Annotated in this window: 18 protein-coding genes and 1 rRNA gene; 11 read left to right on the plus strand and 8 right to left on the minus strand. The window is 53.4% G+C overall.

The features are described from left to right. Positions 1-5 precede the first annotated feature (5 nt). A 5S ribosomal RNA gene (rrf, locus tag GT756_RS23770) occupies positions 6-121 on the plus strand. 198 nt (positions 122-319) lie between these two features. Here the strand turns inward: rrf and mobB are convergent. Both mobB and mobA read right to left on the minus strand, forming a co-directional pair. Beyond that, entirely contained in the window at positions 320-826 is a 507-nt protein-coding gene (gene mobB, locus GT756_RS23775; RefSeq protein ID WP_002882596.1) for a molybdopterin-guanine dinucleotide biosynthesis protein MobB, read from the minus strand. After that, positions 823-1,404, minus strand: coding sequence for a molybdenum cofactor guanylyltransferase MobA (mobA, locus tag GT756_RS23780; protein ID WP_043521872.1), 582 nt, complete (start codon positions 1,402-1,404; stop codon positions 823-825). Before mobA ends, mobB begins: the two co-directional genes overlap by 4 nt. A 71-nt stretch (positions 1,405-1,475) precedes the next feature. Here mobA and GT756_RS23785 point away from each other — a divergent pair, with 71 nt between their 5' ends. The 3 genes from GT756_RS23785 (at position 1,476) to dsbA (ending at position 3,458) form a co-directional block, all read left to right on the plus strand. Next, the gene (locus tag GT756_RS23785) at positions 1,476-1,745 is read left to right on the plus strand and encodes a YihD family protein (protein WP_002882612.1); all 270 of its coding nucleotides are present in this window, start codon (positions 1,476-1,478) and stop codon (positions 1,743-1,745) included. 75 nt (positions 1,746-1,820) lie between these two features. Next, positions 1,821-2,807 (plus strand): serine/threonine protein kinase, encoded by a 987-nt coding sequence (locus GT756_RS23790; protein ID WP_065878550.1) that lies wholly within the window; start codon positions 1,821-1,823, stop codon positions 2,805-2,807. A gap of 27 nt (positions 2,808-2,834) precedes the next feature. After that, positions 2,835-3,458 carry a thiol:disulfide interchange protein DsbA gene (gene dsbA, locus GT756_RS23795; RefSeq protein ID WP_004203613.1) on the plus strand — a complete coding sequence of 208 codons (624 nt, stop codon included), beginning with the start codon at positions 2,835-2,837 and terminating at the stop codon, positions 3,456-3,458. Between the two features lie 30 nt (positions 3,459-3,488). Here the strand turns inward: dsbA and GT756_RS23800 are convergent, their stop codons facing one another. Further along, complete coding sequence (locus GT756_RS23800) at positions 3,489-4,406, minus strand: acyltransferase (protein ID WP_032425949.1); 918 nt, start codon at positions 4,404-4,406, stop codon at positions 3,489-3,491. 396 nt (positions 4,407-4,802) lie between these two features. On the opposite strand from GT756_RS23800, the gene polA reads away from it, so the two are divergent. Continuing rightward, positions 4,803-7,595 carry a DNA polymerase I gene (gene polA / locus GT756_RS23805; RefSeq protein WP_160125106.1) on the plus strand — a complete coding sequence of 931 codons (2,793 nt, stop codon included), beginning with the start codon at positions 4,803-4,805 and terminating at the stop codon, positions 7,593-7,595. Positions 7,596-7,954: 359 nt separating this feature from the next. Here the strand turns inward: polA and yihA are convergent, their stop codons facing one another. After that, on the minus strand, positions 7,955-8,590 hold the full coding sequence (gene yihA, locus GT756_RS23810) for a ribosome biogenesis GTP-binding protein YihA/YsxC (RefSeq protein ID WP_004203619.1): 636 nt from the start codon (positions 8,588-8,590) through the stop codon (positions 7,955-7,957). A gap of 585 nt (positions 8,591-9,175) precedes the next feature. On the opposite strand from yihA, the gene yihI reads away from it, so the two are divergent. Both yihI and hemN read left to right on the plus strand, forming a co-directional pair. Then, positions 9,176-9,682: a Der GTPase-activating protein YihI gene (yihI, locus tag GT756_RS23815; RefSeq protein WP_002882743.1), complete on the plus strand. Its 507-nt coding sequence runs from the start codon at positions 9,176-9,178 to the stop codon at positions 9,680-9,682. 188 nt (positions 9,683-9,870) lie between these two features. Continuing rightward, a complete protein-coding gene (gene hemN / locus GT756_RS23820) occupies positions 9,871-11,244 on the plus strand; it encodes an oxygen-independent coproporphyrinogen III oxidase (RefSeq protein WP_004203620.1) in 1,374 nt (457 codons plus the stop codon). Positions 11,245-11,279: 35 nt separating this feature from the next. On the opposite strand, the gene GT756_RS23825 is transcribed toward hemN, so the two are convergent. From GT756_RS23825 to glnA, 4 genes are all read right to left on the minus strand, one after another. Next, positions 11,280-11,390: a YshB family small membrane protein gene (locus tag GT756_RS23825; protein WP_004152951.1), complete on the minus strand. Its 111-nt coding sequence runs from the start codon at positions 11,388-11,390 to the stop codon at positions 11,280-11,282. A 110-nt stretch (positions 11,391-11,500) separates the two neighbouring features. After that, a complete protein-coding gene (gene glnG, locus GT756_RS23830) occupies positions 11,501-12,910 on the minus strand; it encodes a nitrogen regulation protein NR(I) (protein ID WP_002882749.1) in 1,410 nt (469 codons plus the stop codon). An 8-nt stretch (positions 12,911-12,918) separates the two neighbouring features. Beyond that, entirely contained in the window at positions 12,919-13,968 is a 1,050-nt protein-coding gene (gene glnL, locus GT756_RS23835) for a nitrogen regulation protein NR(II) (protein ID WP_004203621.1), read from the minus strand. A 188-nt stretch (positions 13,969-14,156) separates the two neighbouring features. Next, positions 14,157-15,566 carry a glutamate--ammonia ligase gene (gene glnA, locus GT756_RS23840; protein WP_004203622.1) on the minus strand — a complete coding sequence of 470 codons (1,410 nt, stop codon included), beginning with the start codon at positions 15,564-15,566 and terminating at the stop codon, positions 14,157-14,159. 378 nt (positions 15,567-15,944) lie between these two features. On the opposite strand from glnA, the gene typA reads away from it, so the two are divergent. From typA to GT756_RS23860, 4 genes are all read left to right on the plus strand, one after another. Further along, a complete protein-coding gene (typA, locus tag GT756_RS23845; RefSeq protein WP_002882755.1) occupies positions 15,945-17,768 on the plus strand; it encodes a ribosome-dependent GTPase TypA in 1,824 nt (607 codons plus the stop codon). 201 nt (positions 17,769-17,969) lie between these two features. Next, the gene (locus GT756_RS23850) at positions 17,970-18,680 is read left to right on the plus strand and encodes a GntR family transcriptional regulator (RefSeq protein ID WP_017899841.1); all 711 of its coding nucleotides are present in this window, start codon (positions 17,970-17,972) and stop codon (positions 18,678-18,680) included. A 7-nt stretch (positions 18,681-18,687) separates the two neighbouring features. Next, positions 18,688-19,668 carry a sugar phosphate isomerase/epimerase gene (locus GT756_RS23855; RefSeq protein WP_017899840.1) on the plus strand — a complete coding sequence of 327 codons (981 nt, stop codon included), beginning with the start codon at positions 18,688-18,690 and terminating at the stop codon, positions 19,666-19,668. A gap of 100 nt (positions 19,669-19,768) precedes the next feature. Further along, the gene (locus GT756_RS23860) at positions 19,769-21,031 is read left to right on the plus strand and encodes an MFS transporter (RefSeq protein WP_048293950.1); all 1,263 of its coding nucleotides are present in this window, start codon (positions 19,769-19,771) and stop codon (positions 21,029-21,031) included. The last annotated feature ends 101 nt before the right edge of the window (positions 21,032-21,132 follow it).

Consider the following 21,132-nt stretch of genomic DNA (forward strand, 5'->3'; position numbering starts at 1 on the left):
ATTTGCCTGGCGGCACTAGCGCGGTGGTCCCACCTGACCCCATGCCGAACTCAGAAGTGAAACGCCGTAGCGCCGATGGTAGTGTGGGGTCTCCCCATGTGAGAGTAGGGAACTGCCAGGCATCAAACAAGTGAAGAGCCCATCCTGCCGGATGGGCTTTTTGCGTTTCTGTCGTCCGGCCAGCGTGCCGGTATGTCTCCCCGGTGGCGCTGCGCTTACCGGGGCTACGGATCCGACACGGGGCTACGTCCCTGTGGCCGGACAAGGTGCGCAGCACCGCCTCCGGGAAAATCCCTCCTATATCACCGTCGATAAATGACTATTGCCTCTCTAACCAACTCACAATAAATGTCGCGATCTGTGGTACATCATTTAAATCCAGCAACGGAAGTGAGGTCGCGATCGATACATCGCTGGCCACGGCGATGGTATGCTCATCAATTACCAGCTCTTCTACACGATGGCCGCTGTTTTGCCGAAAAAGCAGGATCTTCGGCACGGGTTCATGTTTGAACCCCTCCACTAAAACCAGGTCCAGTTTGCTGGCATCCATTCGACTGACCAGCCACGTGAGATCTAATTCCGGCTTCTCTGGCGTCTCGGTCATCAATGCCCACCGCTGTTCGCTGGCGACAATAGTTTGCGCAGCGCCCGCCTTACGCAGTTCATAGCTATCTTTGCCCGGCTTATCCACGTCCATATCATGATGGGTGTGCTTTATCAGTCCCGGGCGTAATCCTAGAGCGCAAAGCTCAGGGATAAGACGCTTTAATAATGTTGTTTTTCCGGTACCGCTCCATGCGGCGATCGCCAGTAATGGGATCATGATGGCTCCTGCATCTGCTGCAAATCTTCGAGCGTATTTACATTAATGAAAGCAGTTTTCACATCGCTGAAATTCACCGGGCGCCCACCCATTTGTCGCATAAAAACCATCACCCTGCGCTCTCCATGTGCCAGATAAGCCTCCAGTTCCGGAATGATTTGACGATGAACTAATGCAACGGCGGGATGATCCCGTTCGCCGTCATGGGCCCAAACCACCGGTGCAGCGCCTTTTTGCTGGATAAAGCGCTCAACTAAAAATGGCGGAATGAAGGGCGTGTCGCAGGGGCAAAAAACAAACCATGGACTCGCGACCTGCTGCATCACGGCAAGCATACCGGCTAAAGGACCCGGGTACCCCGTCTGCGTATCGCGAATCACCGGATATCCACTGGCTTGCCACTGCGTAAGGTGACGGTTGGCGCTAATCACTAACTCATCGACCTGTGGAGCTAATGCCTCCGCGACGTGTCGCCAGAGAGGACGTCCATTGAGCAACTGTAATCCTTTATCAATGCCGCCCATTCGCGTGGCCCTGCCGCCCGCCAGCACGACGCCGGTTATCGCCTCGCTTTGCATATGAATATCGCCTCTTTCATTGTGGGATTGACCCTGTTAACTTGTCCCTATCAAGAGTAAGGAGCATGACCATGAAATGTAAACGTCTGAATGAAGTAATTGAACTCCTCCAGCCCGCCTGGCAGAAAGAGCCAGAACTGAACCTGATGCAATTTTTGCAGAAACTGGCGAAAGAGGCTGGCTATGATGGCGAACTGAGCGATCTTTCCGACGATATTCTGATCTATCACCTGAAGATGCGTGATTCTTCAAAAGATGCTGTCATCCCGGGTATTCAGAAGGATTATGAAGAAGACTTTAAAACCGCGCTGCTGCGCGCCCGCGGCGTAATAAAAGAGTAAAAGGTTGTAAGCGCTGCCGCGTAAAGCGCAATGAGATGATATCCTGAACTATTCGTACGATTATCGGATGTCAGGATGCACGATAAGGCTTTTACTTTTCAGACGCTTCGCCCGGATACCATTATCGATGGGTTATTCGATCTGGGTATGCGGGTGGATTCCGGTCTTACCCCGCTGAACAGCTATGAGAACCGCGTTTATCAGTTCCAGGACGAAGAGCGTCATCGTTATGTGGTGAAGTTCTATCGTCCTGAGCGCTGGTCGGCAGCACAAATCCTTGAAGAACACAAGTTTGCGCTTCAGCTTGTAGAAGATGAAGTGCCCGTTGCGGCGCCGCTGTTATTTAACGACAGTACGCTTCATCAGCACCAGGGGTTTTATTTTGCCGTTTTCCCAAGCCTTGGCGGCCGACAGTTCGAGGCGGATAACCTTGATCAGATGGAGTGGGTTGGCCGTTATCTGGGGCGCCTGCACCAGACCGGGCGCAAACAGCGCTTTTCTGCGCGTCCGGAGATTGGCGTGCAGGAATATCTGCTGGAACCACGCCAGGTATTTGAACAGTCGACGCTTATCCCCTCAGGCCTGAAGGCCGATTTCCTGAAGGCGACCGATAAACTCATCGCTGCCGTCATGACGCAATGGCACGGTGGCGGGACTACTTTGCGCCTGCATGGTGACTGCCATGCAGGCAATATTCTCTGGCGCGATGGGCCGCTGTTTGTTGATTTAGACGATGCGCGAACCGGCCCGGCGATTCAGGATCTGTGGATGCTGCTCAACGGCGATAAGGCTGAACAGCGTATGCAGTTGGAGACCATCGTCGAGGCCTATGAGGAATTCAGCCCCTTTAACAGCGATGAAATCGCGCTTATTGAACCTTTACGCGCCATGCGACTGGTTTATTATCTGGCGTGGTTGCTCAGACGCTGGGACGATCCGGCATTTCCGGTTAATTTTCCCTGGTTAACCGGGGAGGATTACTGGCGAGGGCAGACGTCTACTTTTCTCGAGCAGGTGAAGGTTCTACAGGAACCCCCGCTTCAGTTAACGCCAATGTATTAATGTGATATATCCAGGAGAGAGTAAATCATGAAAAAAGTTTGGCTGGCGCTGGCTGGTATGATTCTGGCTTTTAGTGCATCCGCTGCCCAGATCACCGACGGCAAGCAGTACATCACCCTTGATAAGCCGGTTGCTGGCGAGCCGCAGGTGCTCGAATTCTTCTCATTCTACTGCCCGCACTGCTATCAGTTTGAAGAAGTGCTGCATGTCTCTGACAGCGTGCGCCAGAAACTGCCAGAAGGCACCAAAATGACCAAATACCATGTCGAGTTCCTGGGGCCGCTGGGCAAGGAGCTGACGCAGGCATGGGCTGTGGCTATCGCGCTGGGCGTTGAAGATAAAATTACGGCGCCGATGTTCGAAGCGGTGCAGAAAAACCAGACCGTACAGAGCCTGGCTGACATTCGTAAAGTGTTCGTCGACGCTGGCGTGAAAGGGGAAGACTACGATGCCGCATGGAACAGCTTCGTGGTGAAATCTCTGGTCGCTCAGCAGGAGAAAGCGGCAGCCGATCTGCAGCTGCAGGGGGTACCGGCTATGTACGTCAATGGTAAGTACCAGCTGAACCCGCAGGGGATGGACACCAGCAATATGGATGTCTTCGTCGCTCAGTATGCGGATACCGTGAAGCAGCTGGTTGAGAAGAAATAAAAAAAACGCCGGTCACTGACCGGCGTTTTTTTATCTACTTTGCCGTGACTTCCTTGCTTTGTCCCGCATGATGTCAGTTAACTGACGGTCTTTCTCTTCCCATAGCCCATTCAGCCAGCGCTGGAAACCACGCTTAAAGTTCTTATCGTTGACGTAATCGCCGTGTAGCTCTTCGCCAATCGGTACCAGATTGATACGAACCACAATGCGCGTCAGTCGGCCACTTAGCATGTCGTAAAACGGCCTTGCATGATTTTCCGGGTAGCACAGCGTAACGTTCAGCAGTTTATCGAACTGCGAGCCGAGAACATTGAGCGCCATGGCAATACCCGCCGCTTTCGGTGGTAAAAGATTGTCGTAAGGGGAGCGCGTCTCGCGCTTTTTTACGTCGGTAAAACGCGAGCCTTCCACGAAATTGACGATTGTCGTTGGGTGCGAGCGGAATTTCTCACATGAACGGCGGGTGGTTTCGACATCTTTACCGCGGCGTTCCGGGTGACGAATAAGATAGCTGCGCGAATAGCGGCGCATAAAAGGCATATCCAGCGCCCAGCAGGCGAGGCCTATGAACGGTACCCACGCCAGCTGTTGTTTAAGGAAGTACTTATTCATCGGAATATGCTTGCGGAACAGCACGCATAGCACCACGATATCTGCCCAGCTGTGGTGGTTGCTGATCAGCAGATACCAGTTCTTTTTGTTCAGGCCTTCCAGACCCTGGACGTCCCATTTTAGCCAGGGATTGAGATGCAACAGCAGCGCCAGCCCCTCGCACCAGCAGTACATCATAAAATTGCAAAAAACGGATATAGAGCGCCATACCGCTGGAATGGGGACCAGCAGTTTAATCAGCCCGGCGACGATGATCGGTACAGAGCAGATAACGGTGACTAAGATGGTTAAGGCGATACTCAGCGGAAGTGTTATCGCAGCGAGTAATCTCGACATAGTTAGTTTATTCAGAAAGTTAGGCTGACAAAGAGCGCCTTTAAGCTGCGCAAGAGGCTGATTTTACCAGAAAACGCGGCAAATGACGGGTCTTACCAGAACAGAAAAAAACAAGGATCTTCTATCCACATGGAAGATTAGGTCATCAAATTCATGCCAGGATCGTTGATCTTATTTTAAGTTATTGATAAATAATAACTAATGCTATTTATTCATTTATTTTCAGGGGCGGATAAGCTGACGTTGTAAAACTATGCACAAAGTTATCCACAAGCTAAGTTGTCGCGCGATCGCGAGGATCGTTGAATCTTTTCCGCGAAATGCGGGAAAAATTCAGGATTTCATGCCCGTCTGTGGCATCCTTTATCCATAATCTGATAAACAGGCACGGAAATTATGGTTCAGATCCCAGAAAACCCTCTCATCCTCGTTGACGGCTCCTCCTATCTTTATCGGGCGTATCATGCGTTTCCGCCGCTGACTAACAGCGCAGGGGAGCCCACCGGGGCTATGTACGGCGTACTGAATATGCTGCGCAGTTTGATTCTGCAGTATCAACCGACTCATGCCGTCGTGGTCTTTGATGCGAAAGGGAAAACCTTCCGTGATGAATTGTTCGAACATTACAAATCTCACCGCCCGCCGATGCCGGACGATCTGCGCGCGCAGATTGAGCCGTTGCATAAGATGGTGAAAGCGATGGGGCTGCCGCTGATGGCGGTCCCGGGCGTCGAAGCTGACGATGTGATTGGCACCCTGGCGCGGGAAGCGGAAAGGGCTGGACGTCCGGTGCTGATCAGTACCGGCGATAAAGACATGGCCCAGCTGGTGACGCCGGGGATCACCCTGATCAATACCATGACCAACACTATCCTCGGGCCGGATGAGGTGGTTACCAAGTACGGCGTCCCGCCAGAGCTGATTATTGATTTCCTGGCGCTGATGGGCGACTCCTCAGATAACATTCCTGGCGTGCCGGGCGTGGGCGAAAAGACCGCCCAGGCGCTGCTGCAAGGCCTCGGCGGCCTCGATACGCTGTATGCGGAACCGGAGAAGATCGCTGAACTGAGCTTCCGCGGCGCGAAAACGATGGCGGCGAAGCTGGAGCAGAACAAGGAGGTGGCTTATCTCTCTTATCAGCTGGCGACCATCAAAACCGACGTCGAGCTGGAGCTCACTTGCGAAGAGCTGGAGGTGCAGCCGCCGGCGGCAGACGATCTGCTGGCGCTGTTCAGACAGTATGAGTTTAAGCGCTGGACCACCGACGTTGAAGCCGGAAAATGGCTGCAGGCTAAGGGGGGCAAACCGGCTGCGAAACCTGCAGTGCCTGCAGCAGCGGCAGAAGCGGAAGCAGAGGTTGAGGCCGCTACTGCACTTTCAGCAGAGCACTATGTCACCATCCTTGATGAGGCTACGCTGCTCACCTGGATCGATAAGCTGAAGCAAGCGCCGCTCTTTGCCTTTGATACGGAAACCGACAGCCTGGATAACATCTCCGCCAACATGGTCGGCCTTTCATTCGCTGTTGAGCCGGGCGTGGCCGCCTATGTCCCGGTAGCGCATGATTACCTTGATGCGCCGGATCAGATCCCGCGCGAGCGCGTGCTGGCGCTGCTTAAACCGCTGCTGGAGGATGAGAAGCTGCTCAAGGTTGGGCAAAATCTCAAATACGATCGCGGCATTTTGGCTAATTACGACATTGAGCTGCGCGGGATTGCGTTCGATACCATGCTGGAATCTTACATTCTCGACAGCGTGGCGGGCCGCCATGATATGGACAGTCTTTCCGACCGCTGGCTGAAGCATAAAACGATTACCTTCGAAGAGATCGCTGGTAAGGGTAAGAGTCAGCTCACCTTTAACCAGATTGCGCTGGAAGAGGCGGGTCGCTACGCGGCGGAAGACGCCGACGTCACGCTTCAGTTGCATTTGAAAATGTGGCCGAAGCTGCAGCAGCATGAAGGTCCGCTGCATATCTTCCAGCACATTGAAATGCCGCTGGTGCCGGTGCTGTCACGCGTTGAGCGCAACGGCGTTAAAATCGACCCCGCCGTGCTGCATGCGCACTCGCAGGAAATAGCCCAGCGCCTGGTTGAGCTGGAGCAGCGGGCGCATGAGATCGCCGGGGAAGCGTTTAATCTCTCCTCCACCAAACAGCTGCAAACGATCCTGTTTGAAAAACAGGGTATCAAGCCGCTGAAGAAGACGCCGGGCGGTGCGCCGTCCACCTCTGAAGAGGTACTGGAAGAGCTGGCGCTCGATTATCCGTTGCCGAAAGTGATTCTGGAGTACCGTGGGTTGGCGAAGCTGAAGTCGACCTATACCGATAAGCTGCCGCTGATGATTAATCCCAAAACGGGCCGCGTACATACCTCCTATCATCAGGCGGTTACCGCCACCGGCCGTTTGTCGTCTACCGATCCAAACCTGCAAAACATTCCGGTGCGTAACGAAGAAGGGCGCCGTATTCGCCAGGCGTTTATCGCGCCAGAAGATTACGTTATTGTCTCGGCGGACTACTCGCAAATCGAGCTGCGCATTATGGCGCACCTGTCGCGGGATAAAGGCCTGCTGACCGCCTTCGCGGAAGGGAAGGATATTCACCGGGCGACGGCGGCTGAAGTGTTTGGCTTACCGCTGGACAGCGTCAGCAGCGAACAGCGGCGCAGTGCGAAAGCTATCAACTTCGGTCTGATCTATGGCATGAGCGCCTTTGGCCTGGCCCGCCAGCTGAACATCCCGCGTAAAGAAGCGCAGAAGTACATGGATCTTTATTTCGAGCGTTATCCGGGCGTCCTGGAGTATATGGAGCGCACCCGCGCACAGGCGAAGGAGCAAGGGTATGTTGAAACGCTGGATGGCCGTCGACTCTATTTGCCGGATATCAAGTCCAGCAATGGCGCTCGTCGTGCCGGTGCGGAACGTGCGGCGATTAACGCCCCAATGCAGGGGACGGCTGCGGATATCATCAAGCGGGCGATGATTGCCGTTGATGAATGGCTGCGGAGCGAGAAACCTCGCGTGCGAATGATCATGCAGGTTCACGATGAACTGGTCTTTGAAGTGCATAAGGATGAGCTCGATGCCGTATCGAAAAAGATCCACGAACTGATGGAGAACAGCACTACGCTGGCGGTACCGTTGCTGGTGGAAGTGGGCAGCGGAGAAAACTGGGATCAAGCGCACTAAGTATACAAAGCACAACGCGATTTTCTGTAAGTAAGCAACATAACTTATAGAGTTTTGTGAGGATCATTTGAATTTGCTATGTAAATAGTGAAAAAAAACTACAAAAAATGCTTTATCCGTGAGCGAAAGAAGAGTAAAGTTATTCGCGTAGGGTACAGAGGTAAGATGTTCTATCTTTCAGACCTTTTACTTCACGTAATCGGATTTGGCTGAATATTTTAGCCGCCCCGGTCATTTATGACCGGGGCGTTTTTTATTGCGCGAAAGAAAAGTGGCAAAAAGAAGGACGCGCTTGTGCTTGACGCTGGAGAGGAACCCGGACAAGGCGCGGCACGCTCTTATCCGGCTGTTGGTGACGATTACTCGTCTACGGCGCTCTCTGCTTCCTGCGGCGGGATTTCGTTAAACCAGCTATCCAGCTTCTGTCGCAGCTTATCCACGCCAGATTTTTTCAGCGAGGAGAAGGGTTCAACCTGAACATCGCCATTGAAGGCCAGCACCGCTTCACGCACCATATTCACTTGCGCTTTACGCGCGCCGCTGGCGAGCTTATCGGCTTTGGTCAGCAGCACCAGCACCTGAATATCGCTTTCTACCGCCCATTGGATCATCTGCTGATCGAGATCTTTAAGCGGGTGGCGAATGTCCATCAGGACCACCAGGCCCTTCAGGCACAGGCGTTTTTCCAGGTATTCTCCCAGCGCGCGCTGCCACTTGATCTTCATCTCTTCCGGGACTTGCGCATAACCGTAGCCGGGAAGGTCGACCAGGCGTTTGCCTTCGGCGACTTCGAACAGGTTAATCAGCTGTGTACGTCCGGGAGTTTTGGAGGTCCGCGCCAGGCTTTTCTGGTTGGTCAGCGTATTCAGCGCGCTGGATTTTCCCGCATTGGAGCGGCCGGCGAATGCCACTTCAATACCGGTATCGGCAGGAAGATGGCGGATATCTGGCGCGCTAGTGACAAAGTGCGTCAGTTGATAATTCCAGTTGGTCAAGACGGTCGTCTCCGTTAAAACAGGCTATGGCAGGGATTATACCTGAACAGCAGAAAAAGGCTGTTTTTACCGCACGCCGGTTCTGTAAGTAAAAACCATGCACTTTGTGAGACATTGGCTATTCTTCGTATAGGACATGCCTGAGAAAAATAAGACTAATAAATTATAACCTACTGAAAATAAATAGATTACAAGAATAGAGAAATCTGAAAAGTGGAATTTTAACGGCCAGACTGGTTGTCGATTTTTGTCAACAGGGTAAAGTAATACACAACGGCGGGGATGCTGAAAAGGATGAGGACTCAGGACGAGGGGTCAGGAAGCGCCAGGAGGCGAAGACCACAGGATTGTCAGGATGACGCGCGTTTTGGAAACGTTTCAAAGGGAAAAGGAAGAAACAGGGACCGTTGGACGCTAAGGGAAAGACAGGGTAAGTCGTTAGCGAACAGGGAAAGAAGAGCCCGTTAAGGGTGGTCAGTGAGGAAAAAGGCGACAGAGTAATCTGTCGCCTTTTTTCTTTGCTTGCTTTCTGCTAGATTCCGCCTCAATTCTATACTGAATAATACTGTCTGAAGATTACACACCATGAAAAAACCGACATCCGCCACCCGTGGCAAATCCGGCCGCAAGTCGCGTGAAGAGTTAAATCAGGAAGCTCGCGATCGCAAACGGCAGAAGAAACATCGTGGCCACGCGGCAGGTAGTCGCGCGAACGGCGGCGATGCGGCTTCAGCAGGTAAAAAACAGCGCCAGGCGCAAGATCCACGCGTGGGCAGCAAAAAACCCATCCCGCTGGGCGTGAGCGAAAGCAGCGCTCCAGCTCCCAAGCAGCATAAACCAAAGAGCGAGAAACCTATGCTTTCACCGCAGGCTGAGCTGGAGTTGCTGGAGAATGATGAGCGCCTGGACGCGCTGCTGGAACGTCTGGAAGAGGGCGGTACCCTGAATGCTGAAGAGCAGAGCTGGGTGGATGCCAAACTGGATCGCATTGATGAGCTGATGCAGCAGCTCGGCCTCTCTTACGATGACGAAGATGAAGAAGAGGAAGAGCGTCAGGAAGATATGATGCGTCTGCTGAAGGGTGGAAACTAACATTTGCATCCCATCGGATTCCCGGTACTGCTTATAACCCTTCTGGTTATATGTTATCTGCTGTGGTTATTCGTTAAACTACGACGGTTGTCGCGGCGTCAGAAATGGTTGCGCAACCGGCTCATGACCCGCGGTGCGGTGGGGCCGGGACGGCGTACCCGTCGGCGGCACCATCGGAAGGAGTGAGCATGTCTGAGCAGATAATCGACTGGGATCTGGCCCTGATCCAGAAATATAACTATTCCGGGCCGCGCTATACCTCGTATCCCACCGCGCTCGAGTTTTCACCACAATTCGGCGCGGCGGAATTCGATGCCGCTGTGGCCCGTTACCCACAGCGTCCCCTGTCGCTGTACGTGCATATCCCGTTTTGCCATAAGCTGTGTTATTTCTGCGGCTGCAATAAGATCGTCACCCGCCAGCAGCATAAGGCCGATCAGTATCTCGATCTCCTTGAACAGGAGATCATCCACCGTGCGCCGCTGTTTGCCAACCGTCAGGTTAAGCAACTGCATTGGGGAGGCGGCACGCCGACCTATCTCAACAAGGCGCAAATCAGTCGCCTGATGGATCTGTTGCGTACCCATTTTCATTTCAGCGCCGAAGCCGAGATCTCCATCGAGGTCGATCCGCGTGAAATCGAGCTGGATGTCCTCGATCATTTACGCGCTGAGGGATTCAACCGCCTGAGTATGGGCGTGCAGGACTTTAATAAAGAGGTTCAGCGTCTTGTTAACCGCGAACAGGACGAAGCGTTCATCTTTGATTTGCTCCGTCATGCGCGGGAGATTGGATTTACCTCGACCAATATCGACCTCATCTACGGCCTGCCGAAACAAACGCCGGAGAGCTTTGCCTTTACCCTGCAAAAGGTCGCCGAGCTCAATCCTGACCGCCTGAGCGTGTTTAACTACGCGCATCTGCCCACGCTCTTTGCCGCACAGCGCAAAATTAAAGATGCCGATCTGCCCTCCGCTGAACAGAAGCTGGAGATCCTCCAGGAGACCATCGGCTCGCTGACGGCGGCAGGCTATCAGTTCATCGGCATGGACCACTTCGCGCGTCCTGATGATGAATTAGCGGTCGCGCAACGTCACGGCGTACTGCATCGCAATTTCCAGGGCTACACCACTCAGGGCGATACCGATTTGCTGGGGATGGGCGTGTCCGCGATCAGCATGATTGGCGACAGCTACGCCCAGAACCAAAAAGAGCTAAAGCAGTACTACCAGCAGGTGGCAGAGCAAGGGAACGCCCTGTGGCGCGGGATCGCGTTAACCCGGGACGACTGTCTGCGTCGCGACGTAATTAAGGCGTTGATCTGTAACTTCCGTCTGGATATTGATGCAGTCGAAGCGCAGTGGGCCGTGGATTTTCAGTCTTATTTTGCTGAGGACCTGAAACTGCTGGCGCCGCTGGCGCATGACGGGCTGGTGGTGGTGGAGAGTAAGGCTATCCAGGTAACGGCGAAAGGCCGCCTGCTGATCCGCAACATCTGTATGTGCTTTGATGCCTATCTGCGGCAAAAGGCTCGGATGCAGCAGTTCTCAAGGGTGATTTAATGTTTTCCCCCTCTCTCGCAGGAGAGGGGGAACAATTAGCTGAACAGCCCGACCAGCGCAGCGCACAGAACGGCAGCGACTGCCGTTTGTGGTGTGTGACTCGCAGCGGCGCCGCTCGATATCATACTCACCAGTGATTCAAACATGATGCTCTCCCCTAATGCCGGGCACGATCATACTCAACTCATCGGAACAGTAAAGTACAAAATAGCAGCACTTTGCGCTGATCGGCTATTTTTCATCACGCCGTTTAACCCTACTCCATACCCAACTCTTTTAGCTTACGCGTCAGGGTATTACGACCCCATCCCAGCAGGCGCGCAGCCTCCTGTTTATGTCCCTGAGTATGACGCAGGGCGGTCGTCAGCAGCGTGCGTTCCATTTCGGGTTGCGCTTCTGAAAGCAAGTTTTGATGACCGGAACGCAGCGCCCGATCGGCCCACTGACCCAACAGCGTCGCCCAGCTGTCTGGCTGCATCTGCGTCGGGCTATCAGGAATGGTGGTCTCAAACAGTTCGCTCGGCAGATCCTGCGTCAGCACCTCCTGGCCGGCGGCCATGACGGTGAGCCAGCGACAGGTGTTTTCCAGCTGGCGAACGTTGCCCGGCCACGCCAGGCGGGTCAGCGCTGTCTCCGTTTCCGGATGCAGCTGTTTGGCTTCAACACCTAGCTCGCGGGCGGCAATCTGCAGAAAATGGCGGGCCAGACGTGGAATATCTTCCCGACGCTCGCGCAGCGGCGGCAAATGCACCCGGATCACGTTCAGGCGGTGGAATAAATCTTCACGGAATTTCCCCTCCTGCACCCGCTGCTCCAGATTCTGATGGGTGGCGGCGATGATCCGCACATCGACCTTCACCGGCGCGTAGCCGCCCACGCGATAAAACTGGCCATCCGCCAGAACGCGCAGCAGACGAGTCTGGACATCCAGCGGCATATCGCCAATTTCATCCAGGAACAGCGTGCCGCCGTCAGCCTGTTCAAAGCGACCCTGACGGACGGTATTGGCGCCGGTAAAGGCCCCTTTTTCATGGCCGAACAGCTCGGACTCAATCAGGTCCTTGGGGATCGCCGCCATATTCAGCGCGATAAACGGCGCTTTTGAGCGCGGGCTATGGCGATGCAGGGCATGAGCGACAAGCTCTTTACCGGTACCGGATTCGCCATTGATCAGCACGCTGATGGATGAGCGCGACAGACGGCCAATAATGCGAAAGACATCCTGCATGGCCGGCGCCTCGCCAATGATATCGGCGGTGGGGCTGCTTATCGGCGCATTTCGCGGCTGCTGCTGCTCCTGATAGTGGCTAATCGCCCGGTCGACGAGGGCGACAGCTTCATCGATATCAAAAGGTTTGGGCAGATAATCAAACGCGCCCTGCTGATAAGCGCTGACCGCGGCGTCCAGATCGGAATGCGCGGTCATTATGATGACCGGAAGCATCGGATGACGCTGCTTAATCTGTTTGAGCAGCGCCAGACCATCCATTCCCGGCATACGGATATCTGACAGCAGTACATCCGGGGTTTTGGTGGTGAGGGCATCTAGCACCTCATTGCCGCTTTCGAACGTTGTGCAGCTCAAGCCGGCTCCGGTGAGCGCGCGTTCAAGCACCCAGCGGATGGAGCTATCGTCATCAACGATCCAGGCTATCCCTCGTTGCATAAACACCTCTACTTCCGAATAGGCAGGTATACCGAAAATTCGGTATGACCCGGCCAGCTGGTGAATTCAATTTTGCCGGAGTGCTGATCGATAAGGCTGCGGGCGATAGATAAGCCCAGGCCAGTACCGCCTTCGCGGCCGCTGACCATCGGATAAAACAACGTATCCTGGAGCTGGGGCGGAATACCCGGGCCATTATCTTCGACGTCAATACGGGCGGCGAGGCGATAACGCACCCCGTGCAGCGTCAGCTGGAAAGCGGTCCGGGTGCGGAGAACAATTTCGCCCCCTTCCGGCCCCAGCGCCTGCAGCGCATTACGGACGATGTTCAGCAACACCTGTTCAATTTGATCCGGGTCGTGGGGGAGCTCCGGCAGGCTGGGGTCGTAATCACGGATCAACTTCACGTTGTCCGGCAACTCCATCGAGACCAGTTTCACTACCCGTTCGGCGACCTTGTGGATGCTTTCGGTAACGTGCATGCCCGGATGCTGTGGGCCGAGCAGGCGATCGACCAGATTTCTCAGCCGGTCGGCCTGCTCGATGATCACTTTGGTATATTCCGTTAGCGCCGGGTCGGGCAGGGCTTTGCTGAGCAGCTGTGCCGCGCCGCGCAGGCCGCCTAACGGGTTTTTTATCTCGTGCGCCAGGCCGCGGACCAGATCGCGGGCGGCGACCTGCTGCGCGTGCTGCAGTTGCTCCTGGCTCAGGCGGCGCTGGTTATCCATCGGCGCCATTTCCAGCAGAATAAAGCCTTCCGGCAGCCGCTGGGCGGTCAGCGACAGGATATGCGAGCGGCCATCGATAACCAGCGTCACTTCGTTATCGGTAAAACCCTGGCCCGCCTGCAGACTCTCCTGCATCAGCCCAATATTTAATGAGAAATAGCTCAACAGCTCAGGTAACGGGGTGCCAAACAGCTTGCGCGAACTCTGCGCCAGCAACTGCTGCGCCGCAGGGTTGGCAAAGTGCACCGCCAGGTCATCATCGACCAGTAAGATACTGTTGATAAGAGAGTTGAGGATCTGCCCAGCATCGGGCAGTGTGCCTGTTGCCATTCGACAGTCTCCTGAAAAAGAGTGCACCAATTTAGTGCAGTATAGCTTTTTATCGGTAAAAAGCTCGCGAGATCAGCGTGTTGGTGGAGAAAAAAGCCCATCCTGAGATGGGCTGAAAGTTTCCACGGCAACAAAATATCCCGGGCATCCCGCGCCACAACACGACATACCCTGGATTTACAGCAAAATTAGACGCTGTAGTACAGTTCGAACTCAACCGGATGCGGAGTCATGCGTACGCGGTCGTTCTCTTCCAGACGCAGGGCGATGTAAGCATCGATAGCGTCATTGGTGAATACGCCGCCAGCCGTCAGGAACTCGCGGTCAGCATCCAGGGCCTGCAGGGCTTCTTCCAGAGAACCGGCAACCTGCGGGATCTCTTTCGCTTCTTCCGGCGGCAGGTCGTACAGGTTTTTGTCCATTGCTTCGCCCGGATGGATTTTGTTCTTGATACCATCGAGGCCAGCCATCAGCAGCGCCGCAAAGCACAGGTACGGGTTAGCAGCCGGGTCCGGGAAGCGCACTTCGATACGACGCGCTTTCGGAGAGGTCACCACCGGAATACGGATGGAGGCAGAGCGGTTACGGGCAGAGTAAGCCAGCATAACCGGCGCTTCGTAACCCGGAACCAGACGCTTGTAGGAGTTGGTGGTCGGGTTCGCCAGGGCGTTGATGGCTTTAGCGTGTTTGATTACGCCGCCGATGTAGAACAGCGCCTGCTCAGACAGACCTGCGTATTTGTCGCCGGAGAACAGGTTAGTCCCGTTTTTCGCCAGAGACATATGGCAGTGCATGCCGGAGCCGTTGTCGCCGAACATTGGTTTCGGCATAAAGGTCGCGGTTTTACCAAAGCGGTGAGCGACGTTGTGAACAACGTATTTGTAAATCTGAATTTCGTCCGCTTTTTTGGTCATGGTGTTGAAGCGGGTTGCCACTTCGTTCTGACCTGCGGTAGCCACTTCGTGGTGGTGAGCTTCAACAACCAGGCCCATCTCTTCCATGATCATACACATGGTGGAGCGGATATCCTGAGAAGAGTCTACTGGCGGAACCGGGAAGTAACCCCCTTTCACGCCCGGACGGTGACCTTTGTTACCGCCTTCGTATTTGGTGGAGGAGTTCCACGCACCTTCGATATCATCGATCGCGACATGGGAGCCGGAGATAGAGGCGCCGAAACGGATGTCGTCGAACAGGAAGAATTCTGGTTCTGGCCCGAACAGGACGGTGTCAGCGATGCCGGTAGCGCGCAGGTACTCTTCAGCGCGTTTCGCGATGGAGCGCGGGTCACGGTCATAGCCCTGCAGGGTGCCAGGCTCGAGGATATCGCAGCGGATGATCAGGGTCGGTTCTTCGTAGAACGGGTCAATGACCGCGGTGGAAGCGTCCGGCATCAGGACCATGTCAGATTCGTTGATACCTTTCCAGCCACCAATCGAGGAGCCATCAAACATTTTGCCTTCTTCGAAGAATTCGGCATTTACCTGATGAGACGGAATCGTGACGTGCTGTTCTTTACCTTTGGTATCGGTGAAGCGCAGATCGACAAACTTCACTTCGTGCTCGTTCAGCATCGTCAAAACGTGTTCAGCGGACATACTTAAACTCTCCCGGATTGGTCATTGTCGTCGTGGTAACGAAAACTTCATACTGCTTAAAAGTGGCGTTGTTGCCTTAAAAAATATAAAGCGAAATCTGTGCCAACTTTTAAATGCCCCATAAAACGCTGTATCATGCGCACCATAGTGCAAAAGGACTGCACCATGATGGAGATAATGCACCAAAATAGTGCCTCAGTGTGAACATTGAGCACCATTTTGGTGCAATTTTTGTTACGGTGCCCTTTTATCGCTCCGTGAAAGCGGTCACAAAGAAACTCTGCAATACTTGTTTGCGGAGGATGTTTGTGATCCTGTTCAGTCCTTCGCTTAATACGTGTACAATAACGCGCTATTTCTAATGCCTGAGGCAAAGTTGTGATCGAAAATCTGCGTAATATCGCCATCATCGCGCACGTTGACCATGGTAAAACTACCCTGGTTGACAAGCTGCTACAGCAATCCGGTACGTTCGACGCACGTACTGAAGCACAAGAACGTGTGATGGACTCCAACGATTTGGAGAAAGAGCGTGGGATTACCATCCTCGCGAAAAACACCGCAATCAAATGGAATGATTACCGTATCAACATCGTTGATACCCCTGGGCACGCCGACTTCGGAGGTGAAGTTGAGCGTGTTATGTCCATGGTTGACTCTGTGCTGCTGGTGGTAGATGCCTTTGATGGCCCGATGCCGCAAACGCGCTTCGTGACCAAAAAAGCTTTTGCCCACGGTCTGAAGCCGATCGTGGTCATCAACAAAGTTGACCGCCCGGGCGCGCGTCCGGACTGGGTTGTCGATCAGGTGTTCGACCTGTTCGTTAACCTCGACGCGACCGACGAACAGCTGGACTTCCCGATCGTTTACGCGTCCGCGCTGAACGGTATCGCGGGTCTGGACCACGAAGACATGGCTGACGACATGACCCCGCTGTACCAGGCGATTGTCGATCGCGTGCCGGCGCCGGACGTTGACCTTGACGGTCCGCTGCAGATGCAGATCTCCCAGCTGGACTACAACAACTACGTTGGCGTCATCGGCATCGGCCGCATCAAACGCGGTAAAGTGAAGCCGAACCAGCAGGTCACTATCATCGATAGCGAAGGCAAAACCCGTAACGGTAAAGTCGGTAAAGTGCTGACTCACCTGGGGCTTGAGCGTATCGAGAGCGACGTAGCTGAAGCTGGCGACATCATCGCGATCACCGGTCTGGGCGAGCTGAACATCTCCGACACCATCTGCGACCCGCAGAATGTCGAAGCGCTGCCGGCCCTGTCCGTTGATGAGCCGACCGTTTCCATGTTCTTCAACGTCAACACCTCTCCGTTCTGCGGTAAAGAAGGTAAGTTCGTTACCTCTCGCCAGATTCTGGACCGCCTGAACAAAGAGCTGGTGCACAACGTGGCGCTGCGCGTTGAAGAAACCGAAGACGCTGATGCGTTCCGCGTTTCCGGCCGTGGTGAACTGCATCTGTCCGTTCTGATTGAAAACATGCGTCGCGAAGGTTTCGAGATGGCGGTTTCCCGTCCGAAAGTTATCTTCCGTGAAATCGATGGCCGTAAACAAGAGCCGTTCGAGAACGTGACGCTGGACGTCGAAGAGCAGCACCAGGGTTCTGTTATGCAGGCGCTGGGCGAGCGTAAAGGCGACCTGAAAAACATGAATCCGGACGGAAAAGGCCGCGTACGTCTCGACTACGTGATCCCAAGCCGCGGTCTGATCGGCTTCCGTTCAGAGTTCATGACCATGACCTCCGGTACCGGTCTGCTGTACTCCACCTTCAGCCACTACGACGACGTTCGTCCGGGCGAAGTGGGCCAGCGTAACAACGGCGTGCTGATCTCCAACGGTCAGGGTAAAGCGGTAGCGTTCGCGCTGTTCGGTCTGCAGGATCGCGGTAAGTTGTTCCTCGGTCACGGTGCGGAAGTTTACGAAGGCCAGATCATCGGTATTCACAGCCGTTCTAACGACCTGACGGTAAACTGCCTGACCGGTAAAAAACTGACCAACATGCGTGCGTCCGGTACTGACGAAGCCACGGTTCTGGTTCCGCCGGTTAAGATGACCCTGGAGCAGGCTCTGGAGTTCATCGATGACGACGAACTGGTAGAAGTCACTCCGACCTCTATCCGTATTCGTAAACGTCACCTGACCGAGAACGACCGTAAACGCGCAATGCGCGGTGCAAAAGAAGAGTAATTGATCCTTCTTGCTGTTCGCTAAACCCCGCCTCTCTCCGGCGGGGTTTTTTTATGGGTGAGATCTGACAATCGCTGCGCTAACCCGGGGCCTCCAGGAGACCCTGGTCACATTTATACCTAAAGTTTGTCCGAGGAATTGCTTTCTTTTTTTGCAGAAGAGTAAGATGAGTTATCTGGTTTAAACCAAATGGATTAAACAATGACTGAAAATCTTTCTACTGTCGAAAATGCAAAAGAGAAACTGGATCTGTGGCTTAAGCAAGGGCTGACGGCTGCGGGTGGAAAACTGCCTTCAGAGAGAGAGCTTGGCGAACTGCTGGGGATCAAACGCATGACGCTGCGTCAGGCGCTGCTCAGCCTGGAAGCGGAATCGAGGATCTTTCGTAAAGACCGGAAAGGATGGTTTGTCGCGCAGCCGCGTTTTAACTACAGTCCTGAGCTCCCCGCGAGCTTTCAGCGGGCCGCCATTGAGCAGGGAAGAGAACCCTCGTGGGGCTTTATTGAAAAACAGCGAACCCGAGACTATCCCGACGCCGCTAAACCCCTGCTGGATGTCACTCCGTCTGATGATTTATATCTGGTCACCGGCTGGGGAGCGTTGGAAGGGCATAAAGTTTTCTACCACGAGACTTTTATCAACCCTAACGTCGCGCCAGATTTTATTGACCGGTTGAAGAACCAGTCTTTTTCCTCCGTCTGGGAGCGTGAATATCATAAGCCTGTGGTGATAAAAAAACTGGCTTTTAGACCCGTCAGAATGTCGGGCGATGTGAGCAAATTCATCGGTGGCTCTGCAGGTCTGCCGGCTATTCTGATAGAAAAACACCGTGCCGATAGTGCCGGCAATATTGTGCAAATAGATCTCGAATACTGGCGATTTGAGGCTGTGGATCTGTTTATTAACTTGTAGGTATTTTATGGTCACTAAAGATAACGCCGGGAAGATCCTTTCCCGTATTGATAATATACCACTCTACCTTCATGCTTATGCCTATCATTTGAATATGCGGCTTGAACGTATTTTACCTAATGATTTACTGACCATTGCAGATAGTCTGCATTTAAAGGGGGTGAAAATACACGTTCTTGATGGTGAGCGTTATTCGCTGAGCAATATGAATGATGCCCAGTTAGCCGGGTTTGCTGACAAAGCGAAAGCGTTGCAGCTGGATATTCACATCGAAACCAGCGCCTCCGATAAACAGACCATCGATCAGGCCGCGACTATCGCTTTAAAAACAGGAGCGACTTCCGTTCGTTTTTATCCGCGTTATGAAGGCCATTTACATGACGTAATGGAAAAAATTTCAGCAGATATTCAATACATTAAAAAGGCTTATAGCCATACCGGCCTGACCTTCACCCTTGAGCAACATGAAGATCTCAAAAGCGCTGAACTGGTGAATTTAATTAAACAAAGCGAGATGCCATCGCTATCGCTCCTTTTTGACTTCGCCAATATGATCAACGCTAATGAGCGACCGCTTGAGGCGTTAGCGTTGATGTCACCTTACATTACGCAGGTTCATATCAAAGACGCTTGTATTATTACTGAGAACGGTGGGCTTGGGCATCGGGCCTGTAATTCAGGCCAGGGCGATATGCCGTTTAAGGCGCTGCTGACGGAATTAATTTGTCTTGGTGATGATCATCCGCAGGTCATGGCATACGGTCTGGAAGAAGAAGTGGATTACTATGCCCCCCCGTTCCGTTTTGCCTCGGAGGGGGACAACCCGTGGATCCCCTGGCGACAAATGAGCGAAACCCCACTGCCAGACGCCGATCAGCTTGAAGCGCGACTGCTAAAAGAAAAAGAGGATGCGATAGCGCAGCTCCATTATGTCAAAGAGACGTTGCAGAGAATAAAAGACGAAGCGCTTACGGCGCTGGCACACTAAATTTACTATTAATTCGTTATGCCGGGACATCATTTTTAATAAATGATGATGGTCTGTTATTATCCTTAAACCAAATGATGTTCAATCATTAGGGGAACTTATGCTCACAAAAAAGAAATGGGCTATATTCAGTTTATTAACCCTGTGCGGTGGCACCATTTATAAACTGCCTTCTCTGAAAGATGCTTTTTATATTCCGATGCAGGACTATTTCCATCTGACTAATGGCCAGATAGGCAATGCCATGTCGGTGAACTCCGTGGTGACCACGATTGGTTTTTTCCTGTCAATTTACTTTGCCGATAAACTGCCTCGCCGCTACACCATGTCGCTATCGCTGATTGCGACAGGCTTGTTGGGGATCTATCTGACGACTATGCCAGGCTACTGGGGAATTCTCTTTGTTTGGGCTCTCTTTGGCGTTACCTGCGACATGATGAACTGGCCGGTGCTATTAAAGTCGGTAAGCCGGTTGGGCAACAGCGAACAGCAGGGGCGTTTGTTTGGTTTCTTTGAGACCGGGCGGGGGATTGTCGACACGATTATTGCTTTCTCTGCCCTGGCTATTTTCACCTGGTTTGGCAGCGGTTTGCTGGGGTTTAAAGCCGGGATCTGGTTCTACGCTCTGATCGTGATTGTTGTCGGGATCATGCTGTTTTTTATGCTGAAAGAAAAGGATGAGGATGCGCCTGAGAAAGCTACCGTCGACAGCGCCACAGAGAAAAGTAGCATCTCTTCGGTCTTAAAAGATAAAACCATCTGGCTTATCGCGTTCAACGTCTTCTTTGTTTATGCGGTTTACTGTGGGCTCACTTTCTTTATTCCCTTCCTGAAAAATATCTACCTGTTGCCGGTGGCGCTGGTGGGCGCCTACGGCATCATTAACCAGTATTGTTTGAAAATGGTGGGTGGGCCGATTGGCGGCCTGATAGCCGATAAAATCCTCAAGTCGCCAAGCAAATATCTCTTCTATACCTTCTGTGCCAGCACCGTAGCCCTGGTGGCGTTAATATTGCTGCCCCACGAAAGCATGCCAGTCTACCTCGGCATGATCTGCACCCTGGGATTTGGCGCAATTGTGTTTACCCAGCGAGCGGTCTTCTTTGCCCCGATCGGTGAAGCCAACATCGCGGAGAACCGGACCGGCGCCGCCATGGCGCTGGGGAGTTTCATTGGCTACGCACCGGCCATGTTCTGCTACAGCCTGTATGGCTACATTCTCGATCTCAACCCTGGTCTGACAGGCTACAAGATAGTCTTTGGCATCATGGCGTGCTTTGCGCTCTGTGGCGCGTTCGTTTCGGTCATGCTGGTTAAACGCATTCGCGGTGGCAGGAAAACGCTGCGCGCTGCGACAGAATAACCGCCAGCCTGATTCTGCTTATTCAAAGCCGCATTATGCGGCTTTGTTCGCGAGTGGCTTGTTGTTTCAGGTTTATGCATAGTCAAACCTCATCTTTCCCG

The organism is Klebsiella sp. Q2, assembly GCF_009900705.1.
Taxonomy (GTDB): domain Bacteria; phylum Pseudomonadota; class Gammaproteobacteria; order Enterobacterales; family Enterobacteriaceae; genus Klebsiella; species Klebsiella quasipneumoniae.

Excerpts from the sequence above, each read along its gene's own strand:
- mobB (WP_002882596.1), bottom strand. The coding sequence starts at position 826 with ATGATCCCATTACTGGCGATCGCCGCATGGAGCGGTACCGGAAAAACA.
- mobA (WP_043521872.1), bottom strand. The coding sequence starts at position 1,404 with ATGCAAAGCGAGGCGATAACCGGCGTCGTGCTGGCGGGCGGCAGGGCC.
- GT756_RS23785 (WP_002882612.1), top strand. The coding sequence starts at position 1,476 with ATGAAATGTAAACGTCTGAATGAAGTAATTGAACTCCTCCAGCCCGCC.
- GT756_RS23790 (WP_065878550.1), top strand. The coding sequence starts at position 1,821 with ATGCACGATAAGGCTTTTACTTTTCAGACGCTTCGCCCGGATACCATT.
- dsbA (WP_004203613.1), top strand. The coding sequence starts at position 2,835 with ATGAAAAAAGTTTGGCTGGCGCTGGCTGGTATGATTCTGGCTTTTAGT.
- GT756_RS23800 (WP_032425949.1), bottom strand. The coding sequence starts at position 4,406 with ATGTCGAGATTACTCGCTGCGATAACACTTCCGCTGAGTATCGCCTTA.
- polA (WP_160125106.1), top strand. The coding sequence starts at position 4,803 with ATGGTTCAGATCCCAGAAAACCCTCTCATCCTCGTTGACGGCTCCTCC.
- yihI (WP_002882743.1), top strand. The coding sequence starts at position 9,176 with ATGAAAAAACCGACATCCGCCACCCGTGGCAAATCCGGCCGCAAGTCG.
- hemN (WP_004203620.1), top strand. The coding sequence starts at position 9,871 with ATGTCTGAGCAGATAATCGACTGGGATCTGGCCCTGATCCAGAAATAT.
- GT756_RS23825 (WP_004152951.1), bottom strand. The coding sequence starts at position 11,390 with ATGTTTGAATCACTGGTGAGTATGATATCGAGCGGCGCCGCTGCGAGT.
- glnG (WP_002882749.1), bottom strand. The coding sequence starts at position 12,910 with ATGCAACGAGGGATAGCCTGGATCGTTGATGACGATAGCTCCATCCGC.
- glnL (WP_004203621.1), bottom strand. The coding sequence starts at position 13,968 with ATGGCAACAGGCACACTGCCCGATGCTGGGCAGATCCTCAACTCTCTT.
- glnA (WP_004203622.1), bottom strand. The coding sequence starts at position 15,566 with ATGTCCGCTGAACACGTTTTGACGATGCTGAACGAGCACGAAGTGAAG.
- GT756_RS23850 (WP_017899841.1), top strand. The coding sequence starts at position 17,970 with ATGACTGAAAATCTTTCTACTGTCGAAAATGCAAAAGAGAAACTGGAT.
- GT756_RS23855 (WP_017899840.1), top strand. The coding sequence starts at position 18,688 with ATGGTCACTAAAGATAACGCCGGGAAGATCCTTTCCCGTATTGATAAT.
- GT756_RS23860 (WP_048293950.1), top strand. The coding sequence starts at position 19,769 with ATGCTCACAAAAAAGAAATGGGCTATATTCAGTTTATTAACCCTGTGC.